Annotated in this window: 19 protein-coding genes; 16 read left to right on the top strand and 3 right to left on the bottom strand. The window is 71.2% G+C overall.

All coding sequences use genetic code 11. The features are described from left to right. The first annotated feature begins 23 nt into the window (after window positions 1-23). Window positions 24-1337, top strand: a complete 1314-nt coding sequence (locus tag ACIRO3_RS28495; protein WP_404141555.1) for a hypothetical protein — start codon at window positions 24-26, stop codon at window positions 1335-1337. Here ACIRO3_RS28495 and ACIRO3_RS28490 read toward each other — a convergent pair. Continuing rightward, window positions 1291-2316, bottom strand: coding sequence for an ATP-binding protein (locus ACIRO3_RS28490; protein ID WP_365998297.1), 1026 nt, complete (start codon window positions 2314-2316; stop codon window positions 1291-1293). The genes ACIRO3_RS28495 and ACIRO3_RS28490 overlap by 47 nt on opposite strands. A 109-nt stretch (window positions 2317-2425) precedes the next feature. Here ACIRO3_RS28490 and ACIRO3_RS28485 point away from each other — a divergent pair, with 109 nt between their 5' ends. Beyond that, window positions 2426-3280 carry an oxidoreductase gene (locus ACIRO3_RS28485; protein ID WP_404141553.1) on the top strand — a complete coding sequence of 285 codons (855 nt, stop codon included), beginning with the start codon at window positions 2426-2428 and terminating at the stop codon, window positions 3278-3280. A gap of 465 nt (window positions 3281-3745) precedes the next feature. On the opposite strand, the gene ACIRO3_RS28480 is transcribed toward ACIRO3_RS28485, so the two are convergent. Further along, the gene (locus ACIRO3_RS28480; protein ID WP_404141552.1) at window positions 3746-4606 is read right to left on the bottom strand and encodes an HAD family hydrolase; all 861 of its coding nucleotides are present in this window, start codon (window positions 4604-4606) and stop codon (window positions 3746-3748) included. Between the two features lie 490 nt (window positions 4607-5096). On the opposite strand from ACIRO3_RS28480, the gene ssd reads away from it, so the two are divergent. The 7 genes from ssd (at window position 5097) to ACIRO3_RS28445 (ending at window position 10115) form a co-directional block, all read left to right on the top strand. Beyond that, complete coding sequence (ssd, locus tag ACIRO3_RS28475) at window positions 5097-6284, top strand: septum site-determining protein Ssd (protein WP_404141636.1); 1188 nt, start codon at window positions 5097-5099, stop codon at window positions 6282-6284. Next, entirely contained in the window at window positions 6281-7429 is a 1149-nt protein-coding gene (locus ACIRO3_RS28470; RefSeq protein ID WP_404141550.1) for a TadA family conjugal transfer-associated ATPase, read from the top strand. Before ssd ends, ACIRO3_RS28470 begins: the two co-directional genes overlap by 4 nt. After that, window positions 7426-8319, top strand: a complete 894-nt coding sequence (locus ACIRO3_RS28465) for a type II secretion system F family protein (RefSeq protein ID WP_404141548.1) — start codon at window positions 7426-7428, stop codon at window positions 8317-8319. The genes ACIRO3_RS28470 and ACIRO3_RS28465 overlap by 4 nt, the downstream gene beginning before the upstream one ends. A 347-nt stretch (window positions 8320-8666) precedes the next feature. Then, window positions 8667-9095, top strand: coding sequence for a type II secretion system F family protein (locus ACIRO3_RS28460; RefSeq protein ID WP_404141546.1), 429 nt, complete (start codon window positions 8667-8669; stop codon window positions 9093-9095). A gap of 48 nt (window positions 9096-9143) precedes the next feature. Then, entirely contained in the window at window positions 9144-9341 is a 198-nt protein-coding gene (locus ACIRO3_RS28455; RefSeq protein WP_361770087.1) for a DUF4244 domain-containing protein, read from the top strand. Further along, window positions 9328-9705, top strand: coding sequence for a TadE family type IV pilus minor pilin (locus tag ACIRO3_RS28450; protein ID WP_365998235.1), 378 nt, complete (start codon window positions 9328-9330; stop codon window positions 9703-9705). The genes ACIRO3_RS28455 and ACIRO3_RS28450 overlap by 14 nt, the downstream gene beginning before the upstream one ends. Continuing rightward, a complete protein-coding gene (locus ACIRO3_RS28445; protein WP_404141544.1) occupies window positions 9702-10115 on the top strand; it encodes an Rv3654c family TadE-like protein in 414 nt (137 codons plus the stop codon). The genes ACIRO3_RS28450 and ACIRO3_RS28445 overlap by 4 nt, the downstream gene beginning before the upstream one ends. Before the next feature lie 412 nt (window positions 10116-10527). On the opposite strand, the gene ACIRO3_RS28440 is transcribed toward ACIRO3_RS28445, so the two are convergent. Then, window positions 10528-12981: a DEAD/DEAH box helicase gene (locus ACIRO3_RS28440; protein WP_404141543.1), complete on the bottom strand. Its 2454-nt coding sequence runs from the start codon at window positions 12979-12981 to the stop codon at window positions 10528-10530. A gap of 79 nt (window positions 12982-13060) precedes the next feature. Between ACIRO3_RS28440 and bldG the strand changes: the two genes are divergently transcribed. From bldG to topA, 7 genes are all read left to right on the top strand, one after another. Beyond that, window positions 13061-13402: an anti-sigma factor antagonist BldG gene (gene bldG, locus ACIRO3_RS28435; RefSeq protein ID WP_008743037.1), complete on the top strand. Its 342-nt coding sequence runs from the start codon at window positions 13061-13063 to the stop codon at window positions 13400-13402. 126 nt (window positions 13403-13528) lie between these two features. After that, window positions 13529-13969 (top strand): ATP-binding protein, encoded by a 441-nt coding sequence (locus ACIRO3_RS28430; protein WP_404141541.1) that lies wholly within the window; start codon window positions 13529-13531, stop codon window positions 13967-13969. A gap of 491 nt (window positions 13970-14460) precedes the next feature. Further along, the gene (locus ACIRO3_RS28425; RefSeq protein WP_365998230.1) at window positions 14461-16863 is read left to right on the top strand and encodes a sodium-translocating pyrophosphatase; all 2403 of its coding nucleotides are present in this window, start codon (window positions 14461-14463) and stop codon (window positions 16861-16863) included. 197 nt (window positions 16864-17060) lie between these two features. Beyond that, window positions 17061-17621, top strand: coding sequence for a small secreted protein (locus tag ACIRO3_RS28420; RefSeq protein WP_361770069.1), 561 nt, complete (start codon window positions 17061-17063; stop codon window positions 17619-17621). A gap of 112 nt (window positions 17622-17733) precedes the next feature. Continuing rightward, window positions 17734-19248: a methyltransferase gene (locus ACIRO3_RS28415; RefSeq protein WP_404141539.1), complete on the top strand. Its 1515-nt coding sequence runs from the start codon at window positions 17734-17736 to the stop codon at window positions 19246-19248. 143 nt (window positions 19249-19391) lie between these two features. Continuing rightward, a complete protein-coding gene (locus ACIRO3_RS28410) occupies window positions 19392-19589 on the top strand; it encodes a hypothetical protein (RefSeq protein WP_361770063.1) in 198 nt (65 codons plus the stop codon). A gap of 278 nt (window positions 19590-19867) precedes the next feature. Beyond that, a complete protein-coding gene (gene topA / locus ACIRO3_RS28405) occupies window positions 19868-22720 on the top strand; it encodes a type I DNA topoisomerase (protein ID WP_404141537.1) in 2853 nt (950 codons plus the stop codon). The last annotated feature ends 36 nt before the right edge of the window (window positions 22721-22756 follow it).

Here is a 22756-nt window from a genome sequence, read left to right as displayed (position 1 = left end):
AACTGCGAGGGAGAGGTGTGCGGATGATCGCCGCCACGAAGAAGATCGCCGGCGGCCTGGTCGCCACGGCCTTGGTCCTGGGCGTTGCCGGGTGCTCCTCGGAGCCCGCCAAGCCCGCGCCCGGTGGCCAGAACGCCAAGAAGGGCGCCGCCGCACCGGAGGCTCCGGGCAGTGTGAAGCGGCTCATCGGCGACGGCTCGACCGCGTACACCGGCCTCCAGCCGAATGTCGTGAAGCCGCAGCGGATGAAGCCCGGTGAGAAGCCCCCGCAGTTCGTCGTCTTCTCGTGGGACGGCGCGGGCGAGGACAGCCAGAAGCTCTTCTCGCACTTCCGTGAGGTCGGCAAGGAGTACAACGCCCGGATGACCTACTTCCTCAGCGGCGTGTACATGCTCCCGGAGGAGAAGGCCTCGCTCTACACCGCTCCACAGCACTCCCCGGGCCGCTCCGACATCGGCTTCGGCGACCTCCAGGGCATCAAGGACACCGCCACCCAGATCCGCGCGGCCTGGCAGGAGGGCAACGAGATCGGCACCCACTTCAACGGCCACTTCTGCGGCCCCGAGGGCGGCGTCGGCACCTGGTCCGTCGAGGAGTGGAAGAGCGAGATCACCCAGGCCAAGTCCTTCGTCAAGAACTGGAAGACGAACACCCCGGCCCTGAAGGGCCTGGAGCCGCTCCCGTTCGACTACGACAAGGAGTTGATCGGCGCCCGCACCCCCTGCCTCGAAGGCCAGAAGAACTTCATGCTGGCCGCCAAGGACATGGGCTTCCGCTACGACTCCAGCGGCATCAGCAAGCAGATCTGGCCCAAGAAGACCGACGGCCTCTGGGACCTCCCGCTGCAACTGGTGCCCATGCCGGGGCGCGCCTTCGACACCTTGAGCATGGACTACAACTACATGGTCAACCAGTCCGGGACGACCACCCAGGGAGACCCCTCGCAGCACGCCTACTGGGGCGAGCAGATGCGCGACGGCCTGCAGAAGGCCTTCGACCGGGTCTACCAGGGCAACCGGGCGCCGCTGATCATCGGCAACCACTTCGAGTCCTGGAACGGCGGCACCTACATGAAGGCCGTCGAGGACTCCATCAAGTCCATGTGCACCCAAAAGGAGGTCCGCTGCGTGCCGTTCCGCGAGCTGGCCGACTGGCTGGACGCCCAGGACCCGAAGGTCCTGGCATGGATGCGCGGCCTCGATGTCGGTGAGACGCCGAAGGACGGCTGGAACAAGTTCCTCACCGCGGGGCCGCCGGCAGCGCTGGCCGCCCCCGGTTCCCCGGCCGGGGTCAAGCCGGCTGCGGAGCCGGCCGAGTCGGGGTCGGACGAGGGCTGACCACCTCCGCGCTCGGGGTTTCGCGGAGGACGAAATCGGGGTCGACCTGTTCCGCCAGGTCGACCCCGGTCTTCGCGTTCCCCCAGCTCTCGGCGTTCCGCAGGTGGAAGTGGACCATCTGCTCCGTGTACCGGGCCCAGTCGCGGCCGGCGTACGAATCCTCGGCGGCGTTCTGGAGCGCCTGCAACGCGAGCCGGTTGGTCGCCTCCAGCAGCTCGAACCGCGCCGGGAGCCCCTTCTCCATCGACCGCACCCAGTCCGAGTGCCCGACGGTGACCAGCAGGTCGTCGCCGACCTCGTCCTGGAGGAACTCGATGTCCTCCGGCCCCTGCACCTTGTTTCCGATCACCTTGAGGGCGATCCCGAAGTCCCGGGCGTACTCCTTGTACTGGCGGTAGACGGAGACGCCCTTGCGGGTCGGTTCGGCCACCAGGAACGTCATGTCGAAGCGGGTGAACATCCCCGAGGCGAAGGAGTCCGAACCGGCGGTCATGTCGACCACCACGTACTCGTCCGGGCCGTCGACCAGGTGGTTGAGGCAGAGTTCGACCGCCCCGACCTTGGAGTGGTAGCAGGCCACGCCCAGGTCCGCCTCGGTGAACGGCCCGGTGGCCATCAGGCGGACGGGCTCCCCGTCGAGCAACAGCGTGCGCGCGCACGCCTCGTACACCGGGTTGTCCTCGGTGACCCGCAGCAGGCGCGAGCCGGTCCCGGGCGGAGTGGTCTTGATCATGGCATCGGCGGATGCGATGCGCGGGTTCGATCCGCGCAGGTAGTCCTTGATGAGCGGCAGGTGCGCGCCCAGGGCGGGCAGCTCGGCGGCCTCGTCCTCGCCGAGCCCGAGGGCGACGCCGAGGTGCTGGTTGATGTCGGCGTCCACCGCGACGACGGGGGCTTCGTTTGCGGCGAGGTGGCGGATGAAGAGGGAGGACAGCGTGGTCTTACCGCTGCCGCCCTTTCCCACGAAAGCGATCTTCATGTTCACCAAGCGTAGCGGGTCGATAGCGCTCAGTGGTCTACCTGAGTGAAGAAGACCACTCCAAGGAGGGGTCGGTGCTATGCGTGCGCAGTGCGTAGGCTCCCTACTTATGAGTAGCGCTGCTGACCCGCTGGCCCCACTGGCCGGGCTGCCGGGTGTCTCCGATTCCGTGGATTCCGTACGCAAGGCCGTGGACCGGGTCTACGGACACCGGGTGATGCGTCGTCGCAGCGGGGAGATCGCCTCGGAGGCGGCGCTGCGCGGCGCCCGCGGGAGCGCGGCGCTGTCCGGCGCCGACTGGGCGCTGGAAGAGGTGCGCCGCCGGACGGACTTCGGCTCGGAGGCGCAGGCGCGGGCGGTGGGCGCCGCCCTTCGCCTGACGGCCGAGGCCGGTCAGCTCCTGAGCATCTGGCGGCAGTCGCCGATGCGTGTCCTCGCGCGTCTGCACCTGGTCGCGTCGGGTTCGACGCCCGCGGCTCCGGATCCGTCCGCACCGCCGGCGGTGGAGGGCGACACGGTGGGGCGGCCGCGCCTGGCGGGCGAACCGGTGGACGAGCCGCTGATCGATCTGCCGCTCCCCGGCGCCGAGGAGGTCGCGGGCCGGCTGGAAGGGCTGTCCCGGCTGATCATCGCGGGAGGCGCCGCCCCGGCGTTGATCACGGCATCGGTGGTGCACGGCGAACTGCTGGCCCTGCGCCCCTTCGGGACCTACAACGGTCTGGTCGCACGAGCGGCCGAACGGATCGTGCTGATCAACAGCGGGCTCGACCCGAAGGCCATCTGCCCGGCCGAGGTCGGCCACGCGGAGCAGGGCGCGGAGGCTTATGTCGCGGCCTTCGAGGGGTACGTTTCCGGGACCGCGGCGGGCATGGCCACCTGGATCGCGCACTGCGGCCGGGCGATCGAACTGGGTTCCCGCGAATCCATGGCGGTGTGCGAGGCGCTCCAGCGCGGCGCGGCCTGACCGTCGGGCCGCGGTGAACGGCGGGACGTGCCCTGAGCATGGGTTGCGGCGACACCGTCTTGCCTTGGTGTCGCCGCTGGCACTCGCGCCCAGTTACCAAGCGTCCTCGAATGTATGCCCATCAGGTCGGGAACTTTGCCCGTCACCTGGTGCGGCTGGCCCGTAATCGACGGGTCGACGTCGCGTGGGTGCTCGGCGTTCATGCTTCGGTCCGTGGGCCTTACTGCGTTTTAAAGATGATCCTCTCGGATGTTCTTTGGTCTCGCGGGCCGTTGACTCCTTTGTACTCCGCTTCAGAGACAAGCGAAACCCCTGGCTCCACTTCTTTACTTTCCCGGGCGAGCCGGGACGATCCGGACATCCGATATCCGCCGGCGGCAGTAGTTCCACGTTCGACGGGGCCGTCCGACTCCACGTACGTTCCGACTCCACGTACGTGAAGCCTCGCGCGCATGGACTACACGACTAGCCGGCGGAGGCACCCGCGCGGCGCCGGCTCGCGTACCAGACGAGCCCGGCCGTGGCCGCTGCCGCGCCGACCGCCGCCGCGGCCACCAGGGCCGGTCGGGAGGTCATGGACCCGGGCAGCCGCTGCTTGAGCCGCACGGGCCTGTTGAACACCAGCACCGGCCACTCCCGCGCGACCGCCTCGCGCCGCAACGCCCGGTCGGGATTGACGGCGTGGGGGTGTCCCACCGCCTCCAGCATCGGCACGTCGGTGATCGAGTCGCTGTAGGCGTAGCACCGCGCCAGCTCGTACCCCTCCGACTCGGCGAGCTCGCGTACGGCCTCCGCCTTCGTCGGCCCGTAGGCGTAGTAGTCGATCTCGCCGGTGAAGCAACCGTCCTCACCGACGACCATCCGAGTGGCCACGACGCGGTCCGCGCCGAGCATCTCGCCGATCGGCTCGACCACTTCCGCGCCCGAGGTCGACACGATCACCACGTCACGACCGGCCGTGTGGTGGGCCTCGATGAGGGACGCGGCCTCGTCGTAGATGATCGGGTCGATGAGGTCGTGCAGCGCTTCGGCGACGATCTCGCGCACCTGCTGGACGTTCCACCCCTTGCAGAGGGCGGACAGATACTCCCGCATCCGCTCCATCTGATCGTGGTCGGCGCCGCCGACCAGGAAGAAGAACTGGGTGTAAGCGGTGCGCAGCACGGCCCGCCGGTTGATCAGGCCACCTTGATAGAAGGACTTGCTGAACGTCAGAGTGCTCGACTTCGCAATGACCGTCTTGTCCAGGTCGAAGAAGGCAGCGGTGCGAGGCGAGGAGTGCGGCAAGGGCTGATTTTCCACGCCCCGAGCATATGCGCCCACCATTCGGCGTAAGGTGTGGCGCGTGGGTTTGCCTGAGAGGGCTCTCGGGTACACCATGGAAGTCACGGATCGTTCGCGACCGTGCTAACCCGGTCTGGCTCCTCCCCCCCCGAGTCGGACCGTGGGGACGACCCCCGCTCTCCCCCCCGGCGGGGGTCGTCGCATGTCCGGACGCGGTTTGCGTCCCTTGCTTACGGCCCGTGGTGACCATTTCCCCGGCCCCTCCTCTTCGGCGGCCTTCCATCGCGAAGGCCTTCATCTCCTTGAACTCGTGACTGTGTGTAGTGGTTCCGCCGCGTTCTGAACTCACACGATGGGGTGGCGGAGTTATTCACAGGGGTCTTCTTGTCCACAGTTTCGGAGCAAGATCCACTTCATTTTCCTGATCCCTGCACGGTGATTCCAGCCGCGAAGTACGCGGTGTGTGGATTCGCAGTGAGAAGGGGCGGAGATCGTGGCTGGATCGAAGTCGTGTGAAGCACCGGAGTCCGAGGTGTTCGGCGGGGGAAGCCCGTCCACGCGAGCGGGGGAGGCCGTGCCCGGTGGTGGCCGGCCGCTGATCATCACCGAGGACCCCCTGTTGCTCGACGACCTGCTGCGGCTGTGCGCCGCCGCCGGCGCCGAGCCCCACGTGCACCACGCGGTGCCCGAGCCGGGTGAGACCGGCGGATCGGGGGCCCGGGGGGAGGCCGGCGGGGAGAACGCGGACCTCCGCGCATCGGTGCCCGGGAGCATCGGTTGGGACTCCGCCCCGCTCGTGCTCGTCGGGGACGACGCGGCGCGCCGGGTCCGAGGCGCACCCCGCCGGGACGCGGTCTTCCTCGTCGGCCGAGATCTGGACGACCCGCTGGTGTGGCAGCGGGCGTTGGAGATCGGCGCCGAGGAGGTACTGAGGCTCCCCGACGCCGAGAACCGACTCGTCGACCGCATCGCCGACGTGGTGGAAGGCGCCGGACGACCCGCCCTCGCGGTCGGCGTGATCGGGGGCAGCGGTGGCGCCGGCGCGTCCACCCTGGCCTGCGCGCTCGCCGTGCGGGCCGCGCGCGCCGGCGAACGCACCATCCTCATCGACGGTGACCCCCTCGGCGGGGGCATGGACGTACTGCTCGGGGGCGAGGGCGCCGAAGGGTTGCGCTGGCCCGACTTCGCGGCTTCGCGGGGCCGCGTCGGGGCCGGCGCACTGGAGGAATCCCTGCCCGAACTGCACGCGCTTCGCGTACTCAGCTGGGACCGCGGGGACCGCGTGGTCGTGCCGCCCGCCGCGATGCGCTCGGTGGTCGCCGCTGCCCGCCGCCGCGGCGGCGTGGTCGTCGTCGACCTTCCCCGGCGGGTGGACGAGGCCGTGGCCGAGGTGCTGGCCCAGTTGGACCTCGTACTGATGGTGGTGCCCGGGGAGTTGAGGGCCCTGGCCGCCGCCGGGCGGGTGGCGGCAGGGGTGCGGATGGTCGCCCGCGACGTCCGCGTGGTCGTCCGCGGCCGCTGCCCCGAGGGACTCGACGCCGAAGCCGTGGCCCGGCTGCTCGGAGCCCCGCTGGCCGGCGAGGTGCCGGTGGAGGTGGGGCTGCCGGGACGCGTGGCCGAGGGAGAACCGCCGGGGTCCCGGGGGCGGGGCGCGCTGGCCAAGTTCTGCGACGGGTTCTGGCGGCGGGCACTCGGCTCCGCCCAGGGGGTGCCGGCATGAGCGCGCTGCTCCTGGACGCGGTGCGGCAACGGCTCGCTGAGAGCGGTGCGGAGCCGACCCCGGCCAGGGTCGCGGCGGCCCTGCGGGCCCAGGGTCGGCTGCTCGGCGACGCCGAAGTGCTCGGTGCGGCGGCCGAGTTACGGTCCGAACTGGTCGGCGCCGGACCGCTGGAGGCATTGCTCGCGGACCCGGAGGTCACCGATGTACTGGTGGCCGCGCCCGACCGGGTATGGGTGGACCGCGGAGGCGGACTGGAACTCACCGGGGTGACCTTCGCCGACGCCGCCGCGGTGCGCAGGCTCGCGCAACGACTGGCCGCCGTCGCGGGGCGGCGCCTGGACGACGCCCGGCCCTGGGTGGACGCCCGGATGCCGGACGGCACCCGATTGCACGCCGTGCTGCCACCGGTGGCCGTCGGATCCGCCTGCCTGTCACTTCGGGTCGTACGGCCGAAGGCCTTCACGCTCGATGAGCTGGTGGCTGCGGGGACCCTGCCGCCGGGCGGACACGAACTGCTCCGGGCGATGGTCGAGGCCCGACTCTCGTTCCTCGTCTCCGGGGGCACCGGGACGGGCAAGACCACCCTGCTGAGCGCCCTGTTGGGGCTGGTCGGACCGACTGAACGGATCGTGCTGGCCGAGGACTCGGCCGAGCTGCGCCCCGACCATCCGCATGTGGTGCGGCTGGAGACACGGCCGGCCAACCAGGAGGGAGCGGGCCTCGTCACCTTGGCGGACCTGGTCCGGCAGGCGTTGAGGATGCGCCCCGATCGGCTGGTGGTCGGGGAAGTGCGCGGCCCGGAGGTGGCGGATCTGCTGGCCGCCCTGAATACGGGCCACGAAGGTGGCTGCGGCACGGTCCATGCCAACGCGGCAGCCCATGTCCCGGCTCGGTTGGAGGCGCTCGGTACGACCGCGGGGCTCGATCGCGCAGCTCTGCACAGCCAGCTGGCAGCCGCGTTGACCCTGGTGGTCCACCTGGTTCGGGATCGGGCCGGGCGGCGTCGGGTGGCCGAGGTGCACGTCCTCGAACGGGACCCGGTCGGGCTGGTGGTGACGGTTCCCGCGTTGCGCTGGTCCGCGCGGGGATTCGTGCGGGAACGGGGCTGGGCCCGGCTCGGTCCGCTGCTGGAGGTCCTCCGATGAGCGCCGGGACGGTCGGAGCGGCAGGGTCCGTGCCGGTGCTCGCCGGGGTGCTGTGCGCAGGCGCCGCCGCCTGGATGCTGGCCGGCGGTGATCAGTTGTCCCGGCGGGCGCGGTTGTTGCCGGTCGGCGGCGCCACGGTGGTGCCGATCGGGCCCGCTCGTGGGGAACGGCTGTTGATCGCGGTGCGGGTACGGGCCGCGCGATGGCGGGAGTGGTCCGGCGTCGGGGTCGGGGCATTGGTGTCGTTGCTCGGCGGTTCGGTGGTTCCGTTGGTGCTGGGGGCGGTCTCGGTGCCGTTCGTGCGCAAGTGGTTGAGGAGCCGGGATCAGGAACGCGCCCGGGGCGCACGGGCCGCCGATGTGGTGGCGCTGTGCGGGGTCACGGTGGGGGAGCTGAGGGCGGGCGCGCAGCCCGGCCAGGCCCTGGGCGCGGCATTGAGGCGGACGACATCGGGCGCAGACGGTCTGGGCGCGGTGGAAGCCGGCGTGTTGGCCGCCGCGGCGTTCGGTGGCGATGTGGTCGCGGCGCTGCGCGAGGCCTCGCGGCAGCCGGGAGCGGAGGGACTGGCCGGGATGGCGGCCTGCTGGCGGGTCTCCGTGGACGGGGGCGCCGGTCTGGCGGCCGGTCTGGACCGATTGGAAGGGGCGTTGCGGGCGGAACGGGACCGGCAGGAGTCACTGCGGGCCCAGTTGGCCGGGGCCCGTTCGACGGCAGTGGTGTTGGCGCTGTTGCCCCTGGTGGGGCTGGTGATCGGTACCGGCCTCGGGGCGGACCCGCTCGCGGTGCTGCTGCACACCCCGGTGGGGTGGGGCTGCCTGGTGGCGGGCGCGGTGCTGGAGGCGCTGGGGATGTTGTGGTGCCGGCGGATCGTACGGGCGGGGGAGCGGTGATGGGTGGGGCGTGGGTCCACAGGCTGGGGATGGCGTCGTGCCTCGCGGTGGCGGTGCTGTGCATGGGATCGGCGGTCGCGTCAGGCATGCGGCGAAGGGCGACCCGGCGGCGGATCGGAGCGCTGCTGAGGGTGCGGGCGGTTCGGCGCGGGCCGCCGTTCGGGCCCCTGGCACGGGCTCGGGTCATCACCTGGTCGTGGCCGGCCGGCGCTCTGTTGGCGGGCTGGGTGCTGGTCGGCGGCGTCACGGGCGTCCTCGTCGGGTGCGGAGCGGCGTTCGGGGTGTGGCGCCTGCGGTCGCGGGTCGGACCGTCGGTCGGATGGGATTCCCGCGAAACGGAGCGTCAATTGCCCTTTGCGGCAGATCTGTTGGCGGCCTGTCTGGCAGCCGGCGCCGGTCCGGTGGAGGCGGCCGAGGTGGTCGGGGAGTCGCTGGGCGGCCCGGTGGGCGAACGGCTGGCGCTGGCCGGTGCGGAGCTGCGGCTCGGCGGAGAACCGGGCGCGGGGTGGGGGAGGTTGGCGGAGCTACCGGGCGCCCGGTCGCTGGCGGAGTGCCTGGAACGGGCCGCCCGTACGGGGGCCCCGGCCGCCGAACCGGTCTCCCGTCTGGCGTCGGCTCTCAGGGCGGACCGGGCTCGACAGGCCACGACCCGAGCGCAGCGGGCCGCCGTACTGATCACCGCACCCGTGGGGCTGTGCTTCCTCCCGGCATTTCTTGTGGTGGGTGTGGCTCCAGTGGTGATTGGGATGGCGTCCGGCCTTCTCGGAGGCACTTGAAATCAAAACCTGAAATCACATCAAGAGGAAATCAAACAGGAGGTTGTCATGAGGATCATCTGGTTTCGAGTGCGGTCCGCGCTCGTTGGTCGTGGTCGCGATGCCGGGATGTCCACTTCGGAATACGCCATGGGCACGATCGCGGCGTGTGCGTTCGCTGCCGTTCTGTACAAGGTGGTCACGAGCGACGTGGTGTCGACGGCTCTTCAGTCGACCATCGGGAAGGCGCTCGATGTGCCGTTCTGAGGGAAACCCGGGCGGAAAGGGCGACCGGGGATATGTGACGGCGGAGGCGGCTCTGGTGATCCCGGCGCTGGTGTTGTTCGCGGCGCTGCTGGTGTGGGCGCTGATGGCGGCGGCCGCGCAGATCCGGTGCGTGGACGCGGCCCGGGCCGGGGCTCGGGCCGCGGCCCGCTCGGAGCCGGCGGAGATCGTGGTGGCGGCGGCCGGGGCCGCCGCCCCGCGGGGAGCGGAGGTGGAGCTGGAGCGGGTGGGGGATCTGTGGCGGGTCCGGGTGGCGGCGCCGGCGCCCGGACCGGGCGGGTTGCCGGTACGGCTCGGCGCCCAGGCGGTGGCCTTGGCGGAGGACAGCGTGGGGCCGCCGCCGTGAGCCGGGACCGGGGCTCCGCCACCGTGTGGGCGGCGCTGGTGACGACGGTGCTGGGGGCGGTGTTCGGGGGAGTCCTGCTGCTCGGTCAGGCCGTCGTGGCGAGGCACCGGGCGGCGGCCGCCGCGGACCTGGCGGCCCTCGCGGCGGCGGCGACCTGGGCGCACGGCCCCGAAGCCGCCTGTGCGACGGCGGTGCGGGTGGCACGGGCACAGGGCGCGACCCTGACCTCCTGCGAGGTTCAGGGCGAGGTCGCCGAGGTCGTGGCGCGTGCCCCGACCGGCCCCTTCGCCCCCGCGCTCGGGTCCCGCGCGGGTCCGCCGCTCCCGCCCTCCCCGGCCGTGAGCCCTCCCCGGCCGTCAGCCGGGCCGAGCCGAGAGGGGGGCCGAGACGTGAGCCGGCCCGGCCCGTGAGCCCGGCCGAGCCATGAGCCTGGCCGAGCCATGAGCCCGGCCGAGCCGGGCCCCCGGCCGAGCCGAGGGCCCGCCCCGTGAGCCGTGCCGGTGCGCCGGTCCTGCCGGGGGCACCACGCCGGCGGCTGCCGGGGTGCCGTACCGACCGGTTCGGGGTGGGCAAGGTCTGCGGGGTGGGGTCGTGCTGGCCCCGTGGCGGGCCCTGGGGCGGCGGCACAGGGGCGTGCGACACCCGTTCGGCCCATCGGGCCCCGTCGGATTTTCGGGGGCACCGGGGCCCGGGTGTGGCGATCTGCCCGGCAGGGGGCGTGATACGCCTCCGCGCCGCCGACGGGCCGCAGCGGCCCGCCCACCCCGCCGGCGGCTCCCTCGGTGAGCTTGGTTCGCCGGGCAGCGGGCGGGGCGGGCCGGCTCAGCCCTCCGGGGCGTCGGCGAGCAGTCGGGTCAGGAGGCGGATGGCGCCACGTTTGTGGAGGGGGTCGTTGCCGTTGCCGCACTTGGGCGACTGGATGCAGGACGGGCAGCCCGCCTCGCATTCGCAGGCCGCGATGGCGTCGCGGGTGGCCGTCAGCCACGCGCGGGCCGTGTGGAAGGCGCGTTCCGCGAACCCGGCGCCGCCGGGGTGGCCGTCGTAGACGAATACCGTCGGCAACAGGGTGTCGGGATGCAGCGGGACGGAAACCCCGCCGATGTCCCAGCGGTCGCAGGTGGCGAACAGCGGGAGCAGGCCGATGGAGGCGTGTTCGGCGGCGTGCAGGGCGCCGCCGAGGATCTCCGGATTGATCCGCGCCTCGTCGAGCTGATCCTCCGTGACCGTCCACCAGACGGCCCGCGTGCGCAGGGTGCGCGGCGGCAGGTCCAGCTTGGCCTCGCCGAGCACCTCGCCGGTGATCAGCTTGCGTCGCAGGTAGGAGACGACCTGGTTGGTGACTTCGACGGAACCGAAGCAGAGCCGGCCCTGCCCCCACGGGATCTCGCTCTCGGTCTCCAGCACCGCGATGGACGTGGTGTCGCGCGCGGTGGTGGAGAACGGCGGATCGGCCTGTTCCACCAGCGCGACCGAGTCCTCCAGGTCGAGGTGCTTCACCAGGTAGGTGCGGCCCTGGTGGAGATGGACGGCCCCGTCGTGGACGGCGGTGTGGGAGGCCGATTCGTCGACGGTGCCGAGCAGCCGGCCGGTCGCCGCCTCCACGATCTGTACGGGACGGCCACCGCCTCCCCGGATGTCCGTCAGGTCCGAGGCGCGTTCCCGTCGGGTCCAGTGCCAGGCCGTGGCCCGGCGGCGCAACAGCTTCGCCGCCTCCAACTGCGGGAGCAGCCCGGACGCCGCCGGGCCGAAGAGATCCAGGTCCGCCTCGGTCAGCGGGAGCTCGGCGGCCGCCGCGCACAGGTGCGGGGCCAGCACGTACGGGTTGTCCGGATCCAGCACGGTGGCCTCCACGGGCTGCCGGAACAGCGCCTCGGGGTGGTGGACCAGGTAGGTGTCCAGCGGGTCGTCACGAGCCACCAGCACGGCCAGGGCGCCCTGCCCCGAGCGCCCGGCCCGCCCGGCCTGCTGCCACAGCGAGGCCCGCGTGCCCGGATAGCCCGTGATCAGCACCGCGTCCAGGCCGGACACGTCCACGCCGAGTTCCAGGGCGGTGGTGGCGGCCAGCCCCAGCAGTTGCCCGGAGTGCAGGGCCCGCTCCAGGGCGCGCCGCTCCTCGGGCAGGTACCCGCCCCGGTACGCGGCCACCCGCCGCGGCAACGACCGGTCCACCTCGGCGAGCCGCTCCTGGGCGATCACGGCGATCAGCTCGGCGCCGCGCCGGGACCGCACGAAGGCCACAGTGCGGACCCCCTGGACCACCAGGTCGGTCAGCAGGTCGGCGGTCTCGGCGGTGGCCGTTCGGCGCACCGGAGCGCCCTTCTCGCCCTTCATGTCGGTCAGCGGGGGCTCCCACAGGGCGAAGACCACCTCGCCGCGCGGGGAGGCGTCGTCGGCCACCTCCACGACCTTCAGGCCGGTCAGCCGGGACGCGGAGGTCGCCGGGTCGCTGGAGGTGGCGGAGGCCAGCAGGAAGACGGGTTCCGAGCCGTAGCGGGCGCACAGGCGCCGCAGCCGGCGCAGCACCTGGGCCACGTGCGAGCCGAATACGCCCCGGTAGGTGTGGCACTCGTCGATCACCACGTAGCGCAGCGCCTTCAGGAACGAGGACCAGCGCGGGTGGGCGGGCAGGATCCCGCGGTGCAGCATGTCGGGATTGGTGAGCACGTAGTTCGCGTACTGGCGCACCCACTCGCGTTCCTCGACGGGCGTGTCCCCGTCGTAGACGGCGGGCCGGATCGCGTTGCCCAGCGGGCTCGCCAGTTCCCGTACGGCGCGCCGCTGGTCGGCCGCCAGGGCCTTGGTGGGGGCCAGGTACAGGGCGGTCGACCCCCGGCCGTTGGGTGCCTCGGCGCCGTCCGCGAGGGCGGACAGCACGGGGGCCAGGTAGGCCAGCGACTTGCCCGAGGCGGTGCCGGTGGCCACGACCACGGACGTGCCGTCCAGGGCGTGCTCGACCGCCGCGGCCTGGTGTTCCCACGGATGTTCGATTCCGGCGGCCTGGATGGCGGCCACGACATCAGTTCGGATGCGGTCGGGCCAGACCGCATGACGACCCGCCCGAGGGGGCAAGTGCTCCGTATGGGTGATGCGCGCAGCTCGAGAAGGCCCCCGTGCCAGCCGGTCCAGGACCGTGCTCGGGGTGGGTCGAGAGTCCGCGGCTGCCGTGGGCCGACCGGGACGGTGAGTATTGGCCATTGGAACCGAGTGTGTCACCGGCGTGCGGGACAATGGACCCAAGGCGTCGTGCGCGCCTGCCGGTAAGTGATTGAATGCCATCGCGGCAGCCGATCCCTCTCCTCTTCGGACGGGGAGGCCCCTGGGGGGCGCCGCTCGATAGCAAGGTGCTGGAGGATCCGTGGACCTGTCCCTGTCGACTCGCACTGTCGGCGACCGCACGGTCGTAGAGGTCGGTGGCGAGATTGATGTGTATACCGCGCCCAAGCTGCGCGAGCAGTTGGTGGAGTTGGTCAACGACGGCAGCTACCACTTGGTTGTCGACATGGAGCGAGTGGACTTCCTCGACTCCACCGGCCTCGGTGTGCTCGTGGGAGGCCTCAAGCGTGTTCGTGCGCACGAGGGCTCGCTGCGTCTGGTCTGCAACCAGGAGCGCATCCTGAAGATCTTCCGTATCACCGGTCTGACCAAGGTGTTCCCGATCCACACGACTGTGGAAGACGCCGTCAACGCCACCGACTGACGGTTTCCGGCGGCCCGAAAGGCCGTCAGAAGCCGACGAGGAGCGGGGGGTACCGGACCACGGTCGGTCCGGGCCCCTGTCAAGGCGCGCCCGTTGGTCCGCGCCCAGAGTCCGAGGGGGACGCGCATGGCCACCGTTGAACTGCGCTTCAGCGCCCAGCCCGAACACGTCCGGACGGCCCGCCTGGTCGCGGCCGCCGTGGCGCGGCGGGCCGGTGTGGAGGAAGCCGTCCTCGACGAGGTCCGCCTCGCCGTGGGCGAGGCCTGCTCGCGCGCCGTCGGGCTGCACCGCAGCAACGGACTGACCGGGCCCGTCCGGGTCGTGCTGACCGAGGAGGAGAAAGTTTTCTCCATCGAGGTCGGCGACGACGTTCCCGGCGCGGCCGGCGGTTCCGCCGAGGCCGTGTCGGGCATCGCGGCCGCCTTGGACCCGGACAACGAGGGCGAGGACGAAATGGGCCTCGCCGTGATCAGTGGACTCGTCGACGACGTCGAGGTGACCAGCGGGGAAGCCGGCGGCACCATCCGGATGAGCTGGCCCGTGGCGAAGATTTCCGCGCTCCCGTAGGGCCCCTGCCACCCGAATGGCCCCTTGAGGGTCGATTTTCGGCCGGCACGCGGATCTTTCCCCTGTCCCGGCCCCTGGATCTGCCGGGTGCGCGGCGAGGCTGTGGGTCCGCCACTTCCGCCCGCATGCCGGCTCTTCGCCATCGATGCACAGTCGGCGGCGGCCGTGCCGGGAACAGACGTCCGAACAGATGGGCTCGCGCCCCGTCGCGTGCCCGTCCCGCTGTCCCCGAACGGGTACTCCTTTCACATCGTCCGATCTTCGAAGGCCCTGCTCCGCGGGGCCTTTTTCGCTGTCCCGCCATGAATTCCCACTTCGATGACCAGGCGTCAATGCCTTTGCCCCATTACCACTTTCGAGGGTAATGGAGTGACGTGATCTATTGCTGAGGAGCAAGTGCAGGCCAATTACGTTTCCCGCCCACTGTTTTGATCAGGTCGCGCTCCCTACAATCCGTCCACATCTTGAGCTCATCACGTCAAGGAGGACGAATGACGGGGCTCTTCACCCCCAACGCGCCGATCGGCAACTCCGATCTGGCCGCCGCAGTACTCACCGATGACAATCGGCTCATCGTGATCGTGATTGCAGCGGTCGCACTTCTCGCACTCGTCGTCGCGCAGATCCTGGTCCGCCAGGTGCTCGCGGCCGACGAGGGCACCACCGGCATGAAGGAGATCGCCGCCGCCGTTCAGGAAGGCGCCAACGCCTACCTCGGACGACAACTGCGCACACTCGGCGTCTTCGCCGTCGTGGTCTTCTTCCTGCTCTTCCTGCTCCCCGCCGACGACTGGTCGCAGCGGGCGGGCCGCTCCGCCTTCTTCCTCGTCGGCGCGCTCTTCTCGGCCGCCACCGGATACATCGGCATGCGCCTCGCGGTCCGCGCGAACGTCCGCGTGGCCGCCGCCGCGCGGGAAGCCACCCCCGCCGAGGGCGAACCCGCCAAGGACCTGACCGAAGTGGCCCACAAGGCCATGAGGATCGCCTTCCGCACCGGTGGCGTGGTCGGCATGTTCACCGTCGGCCTCGGTCTGCTCGGCGCCTCCTGCGTCGTGCTCGTCTACGCCGCGGACGCCCCCAAGGTGCTGGAGGGCTTCGGGCTCGGCGCCGCGCTGATCGCCATGTTCATGCGTGTCGGCGGCGGCATCTTCACCAAGGCCGCCGACGTCGGCGCCGACCTGGTCGGCAAGGTCGAGCAGGGCATTCCGGAGGACGACCCCCGCAATGCCGCGACCATCGCCGACAACGTGGGCGACAACGTCGGCGACTGCGCCGGCATGGCGGCCGACCTCTTCGAGTCCTACGCCGTCACCCTCGTGGCCGCGCTGATCCTCGGCAAGGCCGCCTTCGGGGACCTGGGTCTGGCGTTCCCGCTGATCGTTCCCGCCATCGGCGTCGTCACCGCCATGATCGGCATCTTCGCGGTGTCCCCGCGCCGATCCGACCGCAGCGGGATGACCGCCATCAACCGCGGCTTCTTCATCTCCGCCGCGATCTCCCTGGTGCTCGTCGGGATCGCCGTCTACGCGTACCTGCCGGCCACCTACAAGGAGCTCGTCGGCGTCGAGGACCCCGCGATCCTCAACCACGCCGGGGACCCGCGGATCCTGGCCGTCGTCGCCGTCGCCATCGGCATCGTGCTCGCCGCCCTGATCCAACAGCTGACCGGCTACTTCACCGAGACCAGCCGGCGCCCCGTACGGGACATCGGCAAGTCCTCGCTGACCGGCGCGGCCACTGTCGTCCTTGCCGGCATCTCGGTCGGCCTGGAGTCCGCCGTCTACACCGCGCTGCTCATCGGCCTCGGCGTCTACGGGGCCTTCCTGCTCGGCGGCACCTCGATCATGCTGGCCCTCTTCGCGGTGGCCCTGGCCGGTACCGGCCTGCTCACCACCGTCGGCGTCATCGTCGCCATGGACACCTTCGGACCGGTCTCCGACAACGCCCAGGGCATCGCCGAGATGTCCGGGGACGTCGAGGGCGCCGGCGCGCAGGTCCTGACCGACCTGGACGCCGTGGGCAACACCACCAAGGCCATCACCAAGGGCATCGCGATCGCCACGGCCGTGCTCGCCGCCGCCGCGCTCTTCGGCTCGTACAACGACGCCATCGCCACCGCGGTCAAGCAAGTCGGAGCCAAGGCCGGGGAGATGAACCTCAGCCTCGACATCGCGCAGCCCAACAACCTGGTCGGCCTGATCCTGGGCGCGGCCGTCGTGTTCCTGTTCTCCGGACTCGCCATCAACGCCGTCTCCCGCTCCGCGGGGGCCGTCGTCTACGAGGTGCGCCGGCAGTTCCGCGAGCACCCCGGGATCATGGACTACACCGAGAAGCCCGAGTACGGGCGCGTCGTGGACATCTGCACCAAGGACGCGTTGCGCGAGCTCGCCACGCCCGGCCTGCTCGCCGTGCTCACCCCGATCGCGGTGGGCTTCTCGCTCGGCGTCGGCGCGCTCGGCTCGTTCCTCGCGGGCGCCATCGGCACCGGCACCCTGATGGCGGTGTTCCTCGCGAACTCCGGTGGGGCGTGGGACAACGCGAAGAAGCTCGTCGAGGACGGCCACCACGGCGGCAAGGGCAGCGAGGCCCACGCCGCGGTCGTCATCGGCGACACCGTCGGCGACCCGTTCAAGGACACCGCCGGCCCGGCCATCAACCCGCTGCTCAAGGTGATGAACCTGGTGGCCCTGTTGATCGCCCCGGCCATCGTGCAGTTCAGCTACGGCGACGACACCAGCCCGACCGTGCGGGCGATCGTCGCGATCCTGGCCATCAGCGTCATCATCGTCGCGGTGTACGTGTCCAAGCGGCGCGGCATCGCCGTGGGCGACGAGGGCGAGGACGGCGCGGCCGAGCGTGTGGCCCAGCCCACTGACCCGGCGGTGGTTTCCTGACCCTCCCCGAGCCGGGCCCCGAGCGGTTCCCGGTCGGTGTCCCGAAGGGCCTCGGGCCCCGTCCAGCACGGGGTTCGAGGGTACGACCGAACGGCGGACGGGCGGCGCGGACTGACGCGCCGTCCGTCCGCCTTTCCGTGTCCGCCCAGGGTGGGCGTGTATCTTCCGGGCCGAGAGTCTTCGAAGGGACCAATCCGGTGAACAAGAAGTTTGCGGCCGCAGTGTCCGGCGGTGCGGTGCTGATGCTCGTGCTGTCCGGATGCGGCGGCGAGGACGACGGGCAGAAGAAGACCGACGCGTGGGCCAAGAAGGTCTGTGACGCGTGGGGACCCCAACTCAAGAAGATCGAGACCTCCAACGTCGACATCAAGCGCGTGGCCACGGAGAGCAGCAAGCCGGAGGAGGTCCAGCAGACCGACTCGGCGGCGTTCCAGGTCATGTCCGACGCCTACAAGTCCATGGGCACCGCCCTGACCGGGGCGGGAGTTCCGCCGGTCAAGGGCGGCGAGGAGACGCAGAGCGCCGCCGTCCAGGGCTTCGCGGCGACCTCAAAGGGCTACGCCGACCTCAAGGTGAAGATGGACGCCCTCGACGTCAAGGACCAGACGAAGTTCGCCGAGGGCCTCAAGGAGGTGGCCGGCGGACTGGAGTCGGCGACGCAGGGCGGCAAGCAGGCCCTGGACAAGCTGAAGACGGGAGGCCTGGACAAGGCGATGAACGGCCAGCCGGGCTGCCAGGTCCAGACGACGACGGGTTAGTCCCTGTCGCCGACGCGGTGGGGCCGGTGACCCCGGCCCCGCCGCCGTCGCGTTCACCGAATGCCCGGGGTGGGCCGCCACGATTGCCGGGCCCAGCGGCCACAATGGACGCGTGAGTACCACCAGCCTTCCCTCGCCCGACCGTGCCGCCGCGCTCCGCGCCGCCCTGCTGGCCGCCGGCTTCACCGCCGACGGGCTGCTCGACGTGCTCGGCGCCCCCGCCTACGCCGCGTTGGCCCGCAGCGAGACGGTCCCCGCCCTGCGCGCCACCCGAGACCGCGCGGACGATCCGCTCGCGAGCCTGGTCCGGTTGTTCCTGCTTCGCCGGTCCGTGTCGTACGGACACGCCCGCACGGCGCTGCCCGTCGACGCGGCGCTGGAGGACGGCTGGCTGCGGCGGGAGGGCGACGAGGTGTACGCCACCGTCGACGTGCGCCCGTACGGCGGTCCGGACGGTGAGGACTGGTTCATCGTCTCCGACCTCGGCTGCGCCGTGGGCGGTGCCGGTGGCATCGGCCGCCGTGAGGAGGGCGTGGTCCTGGGAGTCGGCGGCGCCTCCACGACATTGGCCGGAATCACCGTCCGCGTCCCCGTGGGCTCTGCCCTCGACGTCGGCACCGGATCGGGCATCCAGGCCCTGCACGCGGCCCGGCACGCGACACGGGTCACGGCCACCGACGTCAACCCGAGGGCCCTGGAGTTCACCCGTTTGACGTTGGCGTTGTCCGGGGAGGCCGAGGCCGAACTGCTCGCCGGTTCCCTCTTCGAGCCGGTCGGCGAGGCCACGTTCGACCTGATCGTGTCGAACCCGCCCTTCGTGATCTCCCCCGGCGCCCGGCTCACCTACCGGGACGGCGGCATGGGCGGCGACGACCTGTGCCGGACCCTGGTCCAGCAGGCCGGCGAACGGCTGAACCCGGGCGGGTACGCGCAGTTCCTCGGCAACTGGCAGCACGTGGAGGGCGAGGACTGGCATGACCGGCTCCGCTCCTGGGTGCCGCGCGGCTGCGACGCGTGGATCGTCCAGCGCGACGTGCAGGACGTGACGCAGTACGCGGAACTCTGGCTGCGGGACGCGGGCGACCACCGCGACGACCCGGGTGAGTACGAGCGCCGCTACGCGCACTGGCTGGACGAGTTCGAGGCCCGCAAGACCAAGGCCGTCGGCTTCGGCTGGATCACCCTGCGCCGGACGGACGCGGCCGAGCCCTCCATCGTGGTCGAGGAGTGGCCGCACTCGGTGGAGCAGCCGCTGGGCGAGAGCGTCGTGGCGCATTTCGCCCGTCAGGACTACCTGCGCGAACACGACGACGCCGCGCTGCTCGCGGGGTACTTCGTCCTGGCCGAGGAGATCGTCCAGGAACAGGTCGGCGCGCCCGGGGCGGAGGACCCCGAGCACGTCGTGCTCCGGCAGAACCGCGGAATGCGCCGGGCCACGAAGGTGGACACCGTCGGGGCCGGGTTCGCCGGAGTGTGTGACGGCTCACTCAGCGCCGGCCGGATCCTGGACGCCATCGCCCAGCTGATGCAGGAGGACCCGGTGGTGCTGCGGGACCGGACCCCGGAGGCGATCCGGATGCTGGTGGAGCAGGGCTTCCTGGACCCCGTGCGCGATCCCGCCCCGTAGGCGTCGCCGGGCCGGGCCGGGGGGCGGCGCCGAAGCCGTGATGTAACCCGGGGTTCGCCTGCCGTACCCCCTCGGCCGGCAGGCTCCCGGGAAGCGGGATCCGGGGGGATCCCGGAGCGGCCCGGGGGCAAGGGGGGAACGGCATGGAACGCGGTCCGGCGCTCTTCTCCGCGCTCGTGTTCCTGCTGTTCGGGGCCGCTCTGCTCGGCTGGACAGGGGCGCGGGCCCTACACCGTGCGCCGGTGGCCGAGGGCGTACGCCCCGCCGTCGCCGTGCCCCTCGCGCTCCTGTCCGGATTCGGCTCGTCGGCCCTCGGCGTCTGGTGCCTCCAGCGGTTCTGAGGCGCCCTTCACGGATGATGTTTCTCCGAGTGGGAAACCCGACGTCGCAAGGGCCGGGCGGCAAGGCGCGGCCGGGGGCCAGACGGCCCCGGGGCCACTCCGCCCGGTGACCGTGGGGGGTCCGCCGTGGCATCCGGGCGGCAGAAACGGCGCTTGTCGGGTTACCGTTCGAGTGGCCGTTGCGGGCTTGTGCCGTTTGACACGGGTGCGGGTTGTACCGTCACACTCCGCAGCGTCGCCGTACCGCGACCGAGTGCCGACCGGAGAGAAGAGCCAAGTTGTCCCCGACTAGCGAGACCGCAAAGGGCGGCCGCCGACTCGTCATCGTCGAGTCCCCTGCCAAGGCGAAGACGATCAAGGGCTACCTCGGCCCGGGATACGTCGTCGAGGCGAGCGTCGGGCACATCCGCGACCTCCCCAGTGGCGCGGCCGAGGTTCCCGACAAGTACACCGGCGAGGTCCGTCGCCTCGGCGTGGACGTCGAACACGACTTCGCACCGATCTACGTCGTCAACGCGGACAAGAAGGCCCAGGTCAGGAAGCTCAAGGAGCTGCTGGCCGAGTCCGACGAACTCTTCCTCGCCACCGATGAGGACCGCGAGGGCGAAGCCATCGCGTGGCACCTGCAGGAAGTCCTCAAGCCCAAGGTCCCCGTCCACCGGATGGTCTTCCACGAGATCACCAAGGACGCGATCCGCGACGCCGTCGCCAACCCGCGCGAGCTCAACCAGCGCATGGTCGACGCCCAGGAGACCCGACGCATCCTCGACCGCCTCTACGGCTACGAGGTCTCGCCGGTCCTGTGGAAGAAGGTCATGCCGAAGCTGTCGGCGGGCCGGGTCCAGTCGGTGGCCACCCGCCTCGTCGTCGAGCGGGAGCGCGAGCGCATCGCCTTCCGTTCCGCCGAGTACTGGGACCTCACCGGCACCTTCGGCACCGGCCGCGCCGGTGACGCCTCCGACCCCTCGACGCTGGTCGCCCGCCTGAACACGGTCGACGGCAAGCGCGTCGCCCAGGGCCGTGACTTCGGTTCGAACGGGAAGCTCAAGAGCGAGGTGCTGCACCTCGACGAGGCCGGCGCCCGGGGGCTCGCCACCGCACTGGAGAGCGCTTCGTTCGCCGTCCGGTCGGTCGAGTCCAAGCCGTACCGCCGCTCCCCGTACGCCCCGTTCCGCACGACGACGCTCCAGCAGGAGGCCTCGCGCAAGCTCGGCTTCGGTGCGAAGGCGACGATGCAGGTGGCGCAGAAGCTGTACGAGAACGGCTTCATCACCTATATGCGTACGGACTCCACGACGCTCTCCGACACCGCCGTGAACGCGGCGCGGGCGCAGGTCACCCAGCTCTACGGAGCCGACTACCTGCCGGAGAAGCCGCGCGTGTACGCCGGCAAGGTCAAGAACGCGCAGGAGGCGCACGAGGCGATCCGACCCTCGGGTGATCGTTTCCGCACCCCGGCCGAGACCGGCCTGACCGGCGACCAGTTCCGTCTCTACGAACTGATCTGGAAGCGGACCGTCGCCTCCCAGATGAAGGACGCGGTCGGAAACTCCGTGACCGTGAAGATCGGCGGACGGGCCTCCGACGGCCGTGACGCCGAGTTCAGCGCGTCCGGCAAGACGATCACCTTCCACGGCTTCATGAAGGCCTACGTCGAGGGCGCGGACGACCCGAACGCCGAACTCGACGATCGTGAGAAGCGGCTGCCGCAGGTCGCCGAGGGCGACGCGCTGTCGGCCGAGGAGATCACGGCGGACGGCCACTCGACCAAGCCGCCGGCCCGGTACACCGAGGCCTCGCTGGTCAAGGAGCTGGAAGAGCGCGAGATCGGCCGCCCCTCGACCTACGCGTCGATCATCGGCACCATCCTCGACCGCGGCTACGTCTTCAAGAAGGGCACGGCCCTCGTGCCGTCCTTCCTGTCGTTCGCCGTGGTCAACCTGCTGGAGACGCACTTCGGCCGGCTCGTCGACTACGACTTCACCGCGAAGATGGAGGACGATCTCGACCGCATCGCGCGGGGCGAGGCCCAGTCCGTGCCGTGGTTGAAGCGGTTCTACTTCGGCGCCGAGGACGCGTCCGAGGTCGTACCCGCCGACGGCGACCACCTCGGTGGCCTCAAGGAACTGGTCACGGACCTCGGCGCCATCGACGCCCGGGAGATCTCCTCCTTCCCGGTCGGCGAGGGGATCGTGCTGCGCGTCGGCCGCTACGGGCCGTACGTCGAGCGGGGCGAGAAGGACACCGAAGGCCACCAGCGGGCCGACGTGCCGGACGACATGGCCCCCGACGAGCTCACGGTGGAGTACGCGGAGGAACTCTTCGCGAAGCCGAGCGGCGAGTTCGAGCTGGGCACCGACCCCGTCAGCGGGAACCAGATCGTCGCGAAGGACGGTCGTTACGGGCCCTACGTGACGGAGATCCTGCCCGAGGGCACGCCGAAGACCGGCAAGAACGCGGTCAAGCCGCGGACGGCCTCGCTGTTCCAGTCGATGAGCCTGGACACGGTCACGCTGGACGAGGCGCTCAAGCTGATGTCCCTGCCCAGGGTCGTCGGAGCCGACGCGGAGGGCGTGGAGATCACGGCCCAGAACGGCCGCTACGGCCCGTACCTGAAGAAGGGCACGGACTCGCGTTCCCTGGAGACCGAGGGCCAGCTGTTCTCGATCACGCTGGACGAGGCGCTCGCCATCTACGCGCAGCCGAAGCAGCGCGGGCGGGCCGCGGCCAAGCCCCCGCTGAAGGAGCTGGGCACCGACCCGGTGAGCGAGAAGCCGGTGGTGGTCAAGGACGGCCGCTTCGGTCCGTACGTGACGGACGGCGAGACGAACGCGACGCTGCGGCGGGACGACGACGTCGAGACGATCACGCCGGAGCGCGGCTACGAACTCCTCGCGGAGAAGCGGGCGAAGGGGCCGGCGAAGAAGACGGCCAAGAAGGCCACGGCGAAGAAGGCGCCCGCCAAGAAGGCCACGGCGACGACCGCCAAGAAGACGGCGGCCAAGAAGACGACGACGGCCAAGAAGGCCACGGCGACCAAGAAGGCCACGGCGACCAAGAAGACGGCAGCGGCCGCGAAGAAGACGGTGGCGAAGAAGGCGACGACCGCTCCGGCGGCGTCAGACGACTAGTCGCCGGACGCCGGCGTTCTCGGCCGGCCGAACCGA

The organism is Streptomyces sp. NPDC102278 (assembly GCF_044766345.1).
GTDB lineage: Bacteria > Actinomycetota > Actinomycetes > Streptomycetales > Streptomycetaceae > Streptomyces.
Note: the sequence above shows the minus strand (reverse complement) of the source record. Positions and strands in the feature narration are given on the sequence as shown.

Bases quoted from the DNA above. Each gene is read 5' to 3' on its own strand.
- ACIRO3_RS28495 (WP_404141555.1), top strand. From the start codon at position 24: ATGATCGCCGCCACGAAGAAGATCGCCGGCGGCCTGGTCGCCACGGCC.
- ACIRO3_RS28490 (WP_365998297.1), bottom strand. From the start codon at position 2,316: ATGAAGATCGCTTTCGTGGGAAAGGGCGGCAGCGGTAAGACCACGCTG.
- ACIRO3_RS28485 (WP_404141553.1), top strand. From the start codon at position 2,426: ATGAGTAGCGCTGCTGACCCGCTGGCCCCACTGGCCGGGCTGCCGGGT.
- ACIRO3_RS28480 (WP_404141552.1), bottom strand. From the start codon at position 4,606: ATGGTGGGCGCATATGCTCGGGGCGTGGAAAATCAGCCCTTGCCGCAC.
- ACIRO3_RS28470 (WP_404141550.1), top strand. From the start codon at position 6,281: ATGAGCGCGCTGCTCCTGGACGCGGTGCGGCAACGGCTCGCTGAGAGC.
- ACIRO3_RS28465 (WP_404141548.1), top strand. From the start codon at position 7,426: ATGAGCGCCGGGACGGTCGGAGCGGCAGGGTCCGTGCCGGTGCTCGCC.
- ACIRO3_RS28455 (WP_361770087.1), top strand. From the start codon at position 9,144: ATGAGGATCATCTGGTTTCGAGTGCGGTCCGCGCTCGTTGGTCGTGGT.
- ACIRO3_RS28450 (WP_365998235.1), top strand. From the start codon at position 9,328: ATGTGCCGTTCTGAGGGAAACCCGGGCGGAAAGGGCGACCGGGGATAT.
- ACIRO3_RS28440 (WP_404141543.1), bottom strand. From the start codon at position 12,981: ATGGCATTCAATCACTTACCGGCAGGCGCGCACGACGCCTTGGGTCCA.
- ACIRO3_RS28430 (WP_404141541.1), top strand. From the start codon at position 13,529: ATGGCCACCGTTGAACTGCGCTTCAGCGCCCAGCCCGAACACGTCCGG.
- ACIRO3_RS28425 (WP_365998230.1), top strand. From the start codon at position 14,461: ATGACGGGGCTCTTCACCCCCAACGCGCCGATCGGCAACTCCGATCTG.
- ACIRO3_RS28410 (WP_361770063.1), top strand. From the start codon at position 19,392: ATGGAACGCGGTCCGGCGCTCTTCTCCGCGCTCGTGTTCCTGCTGTTC.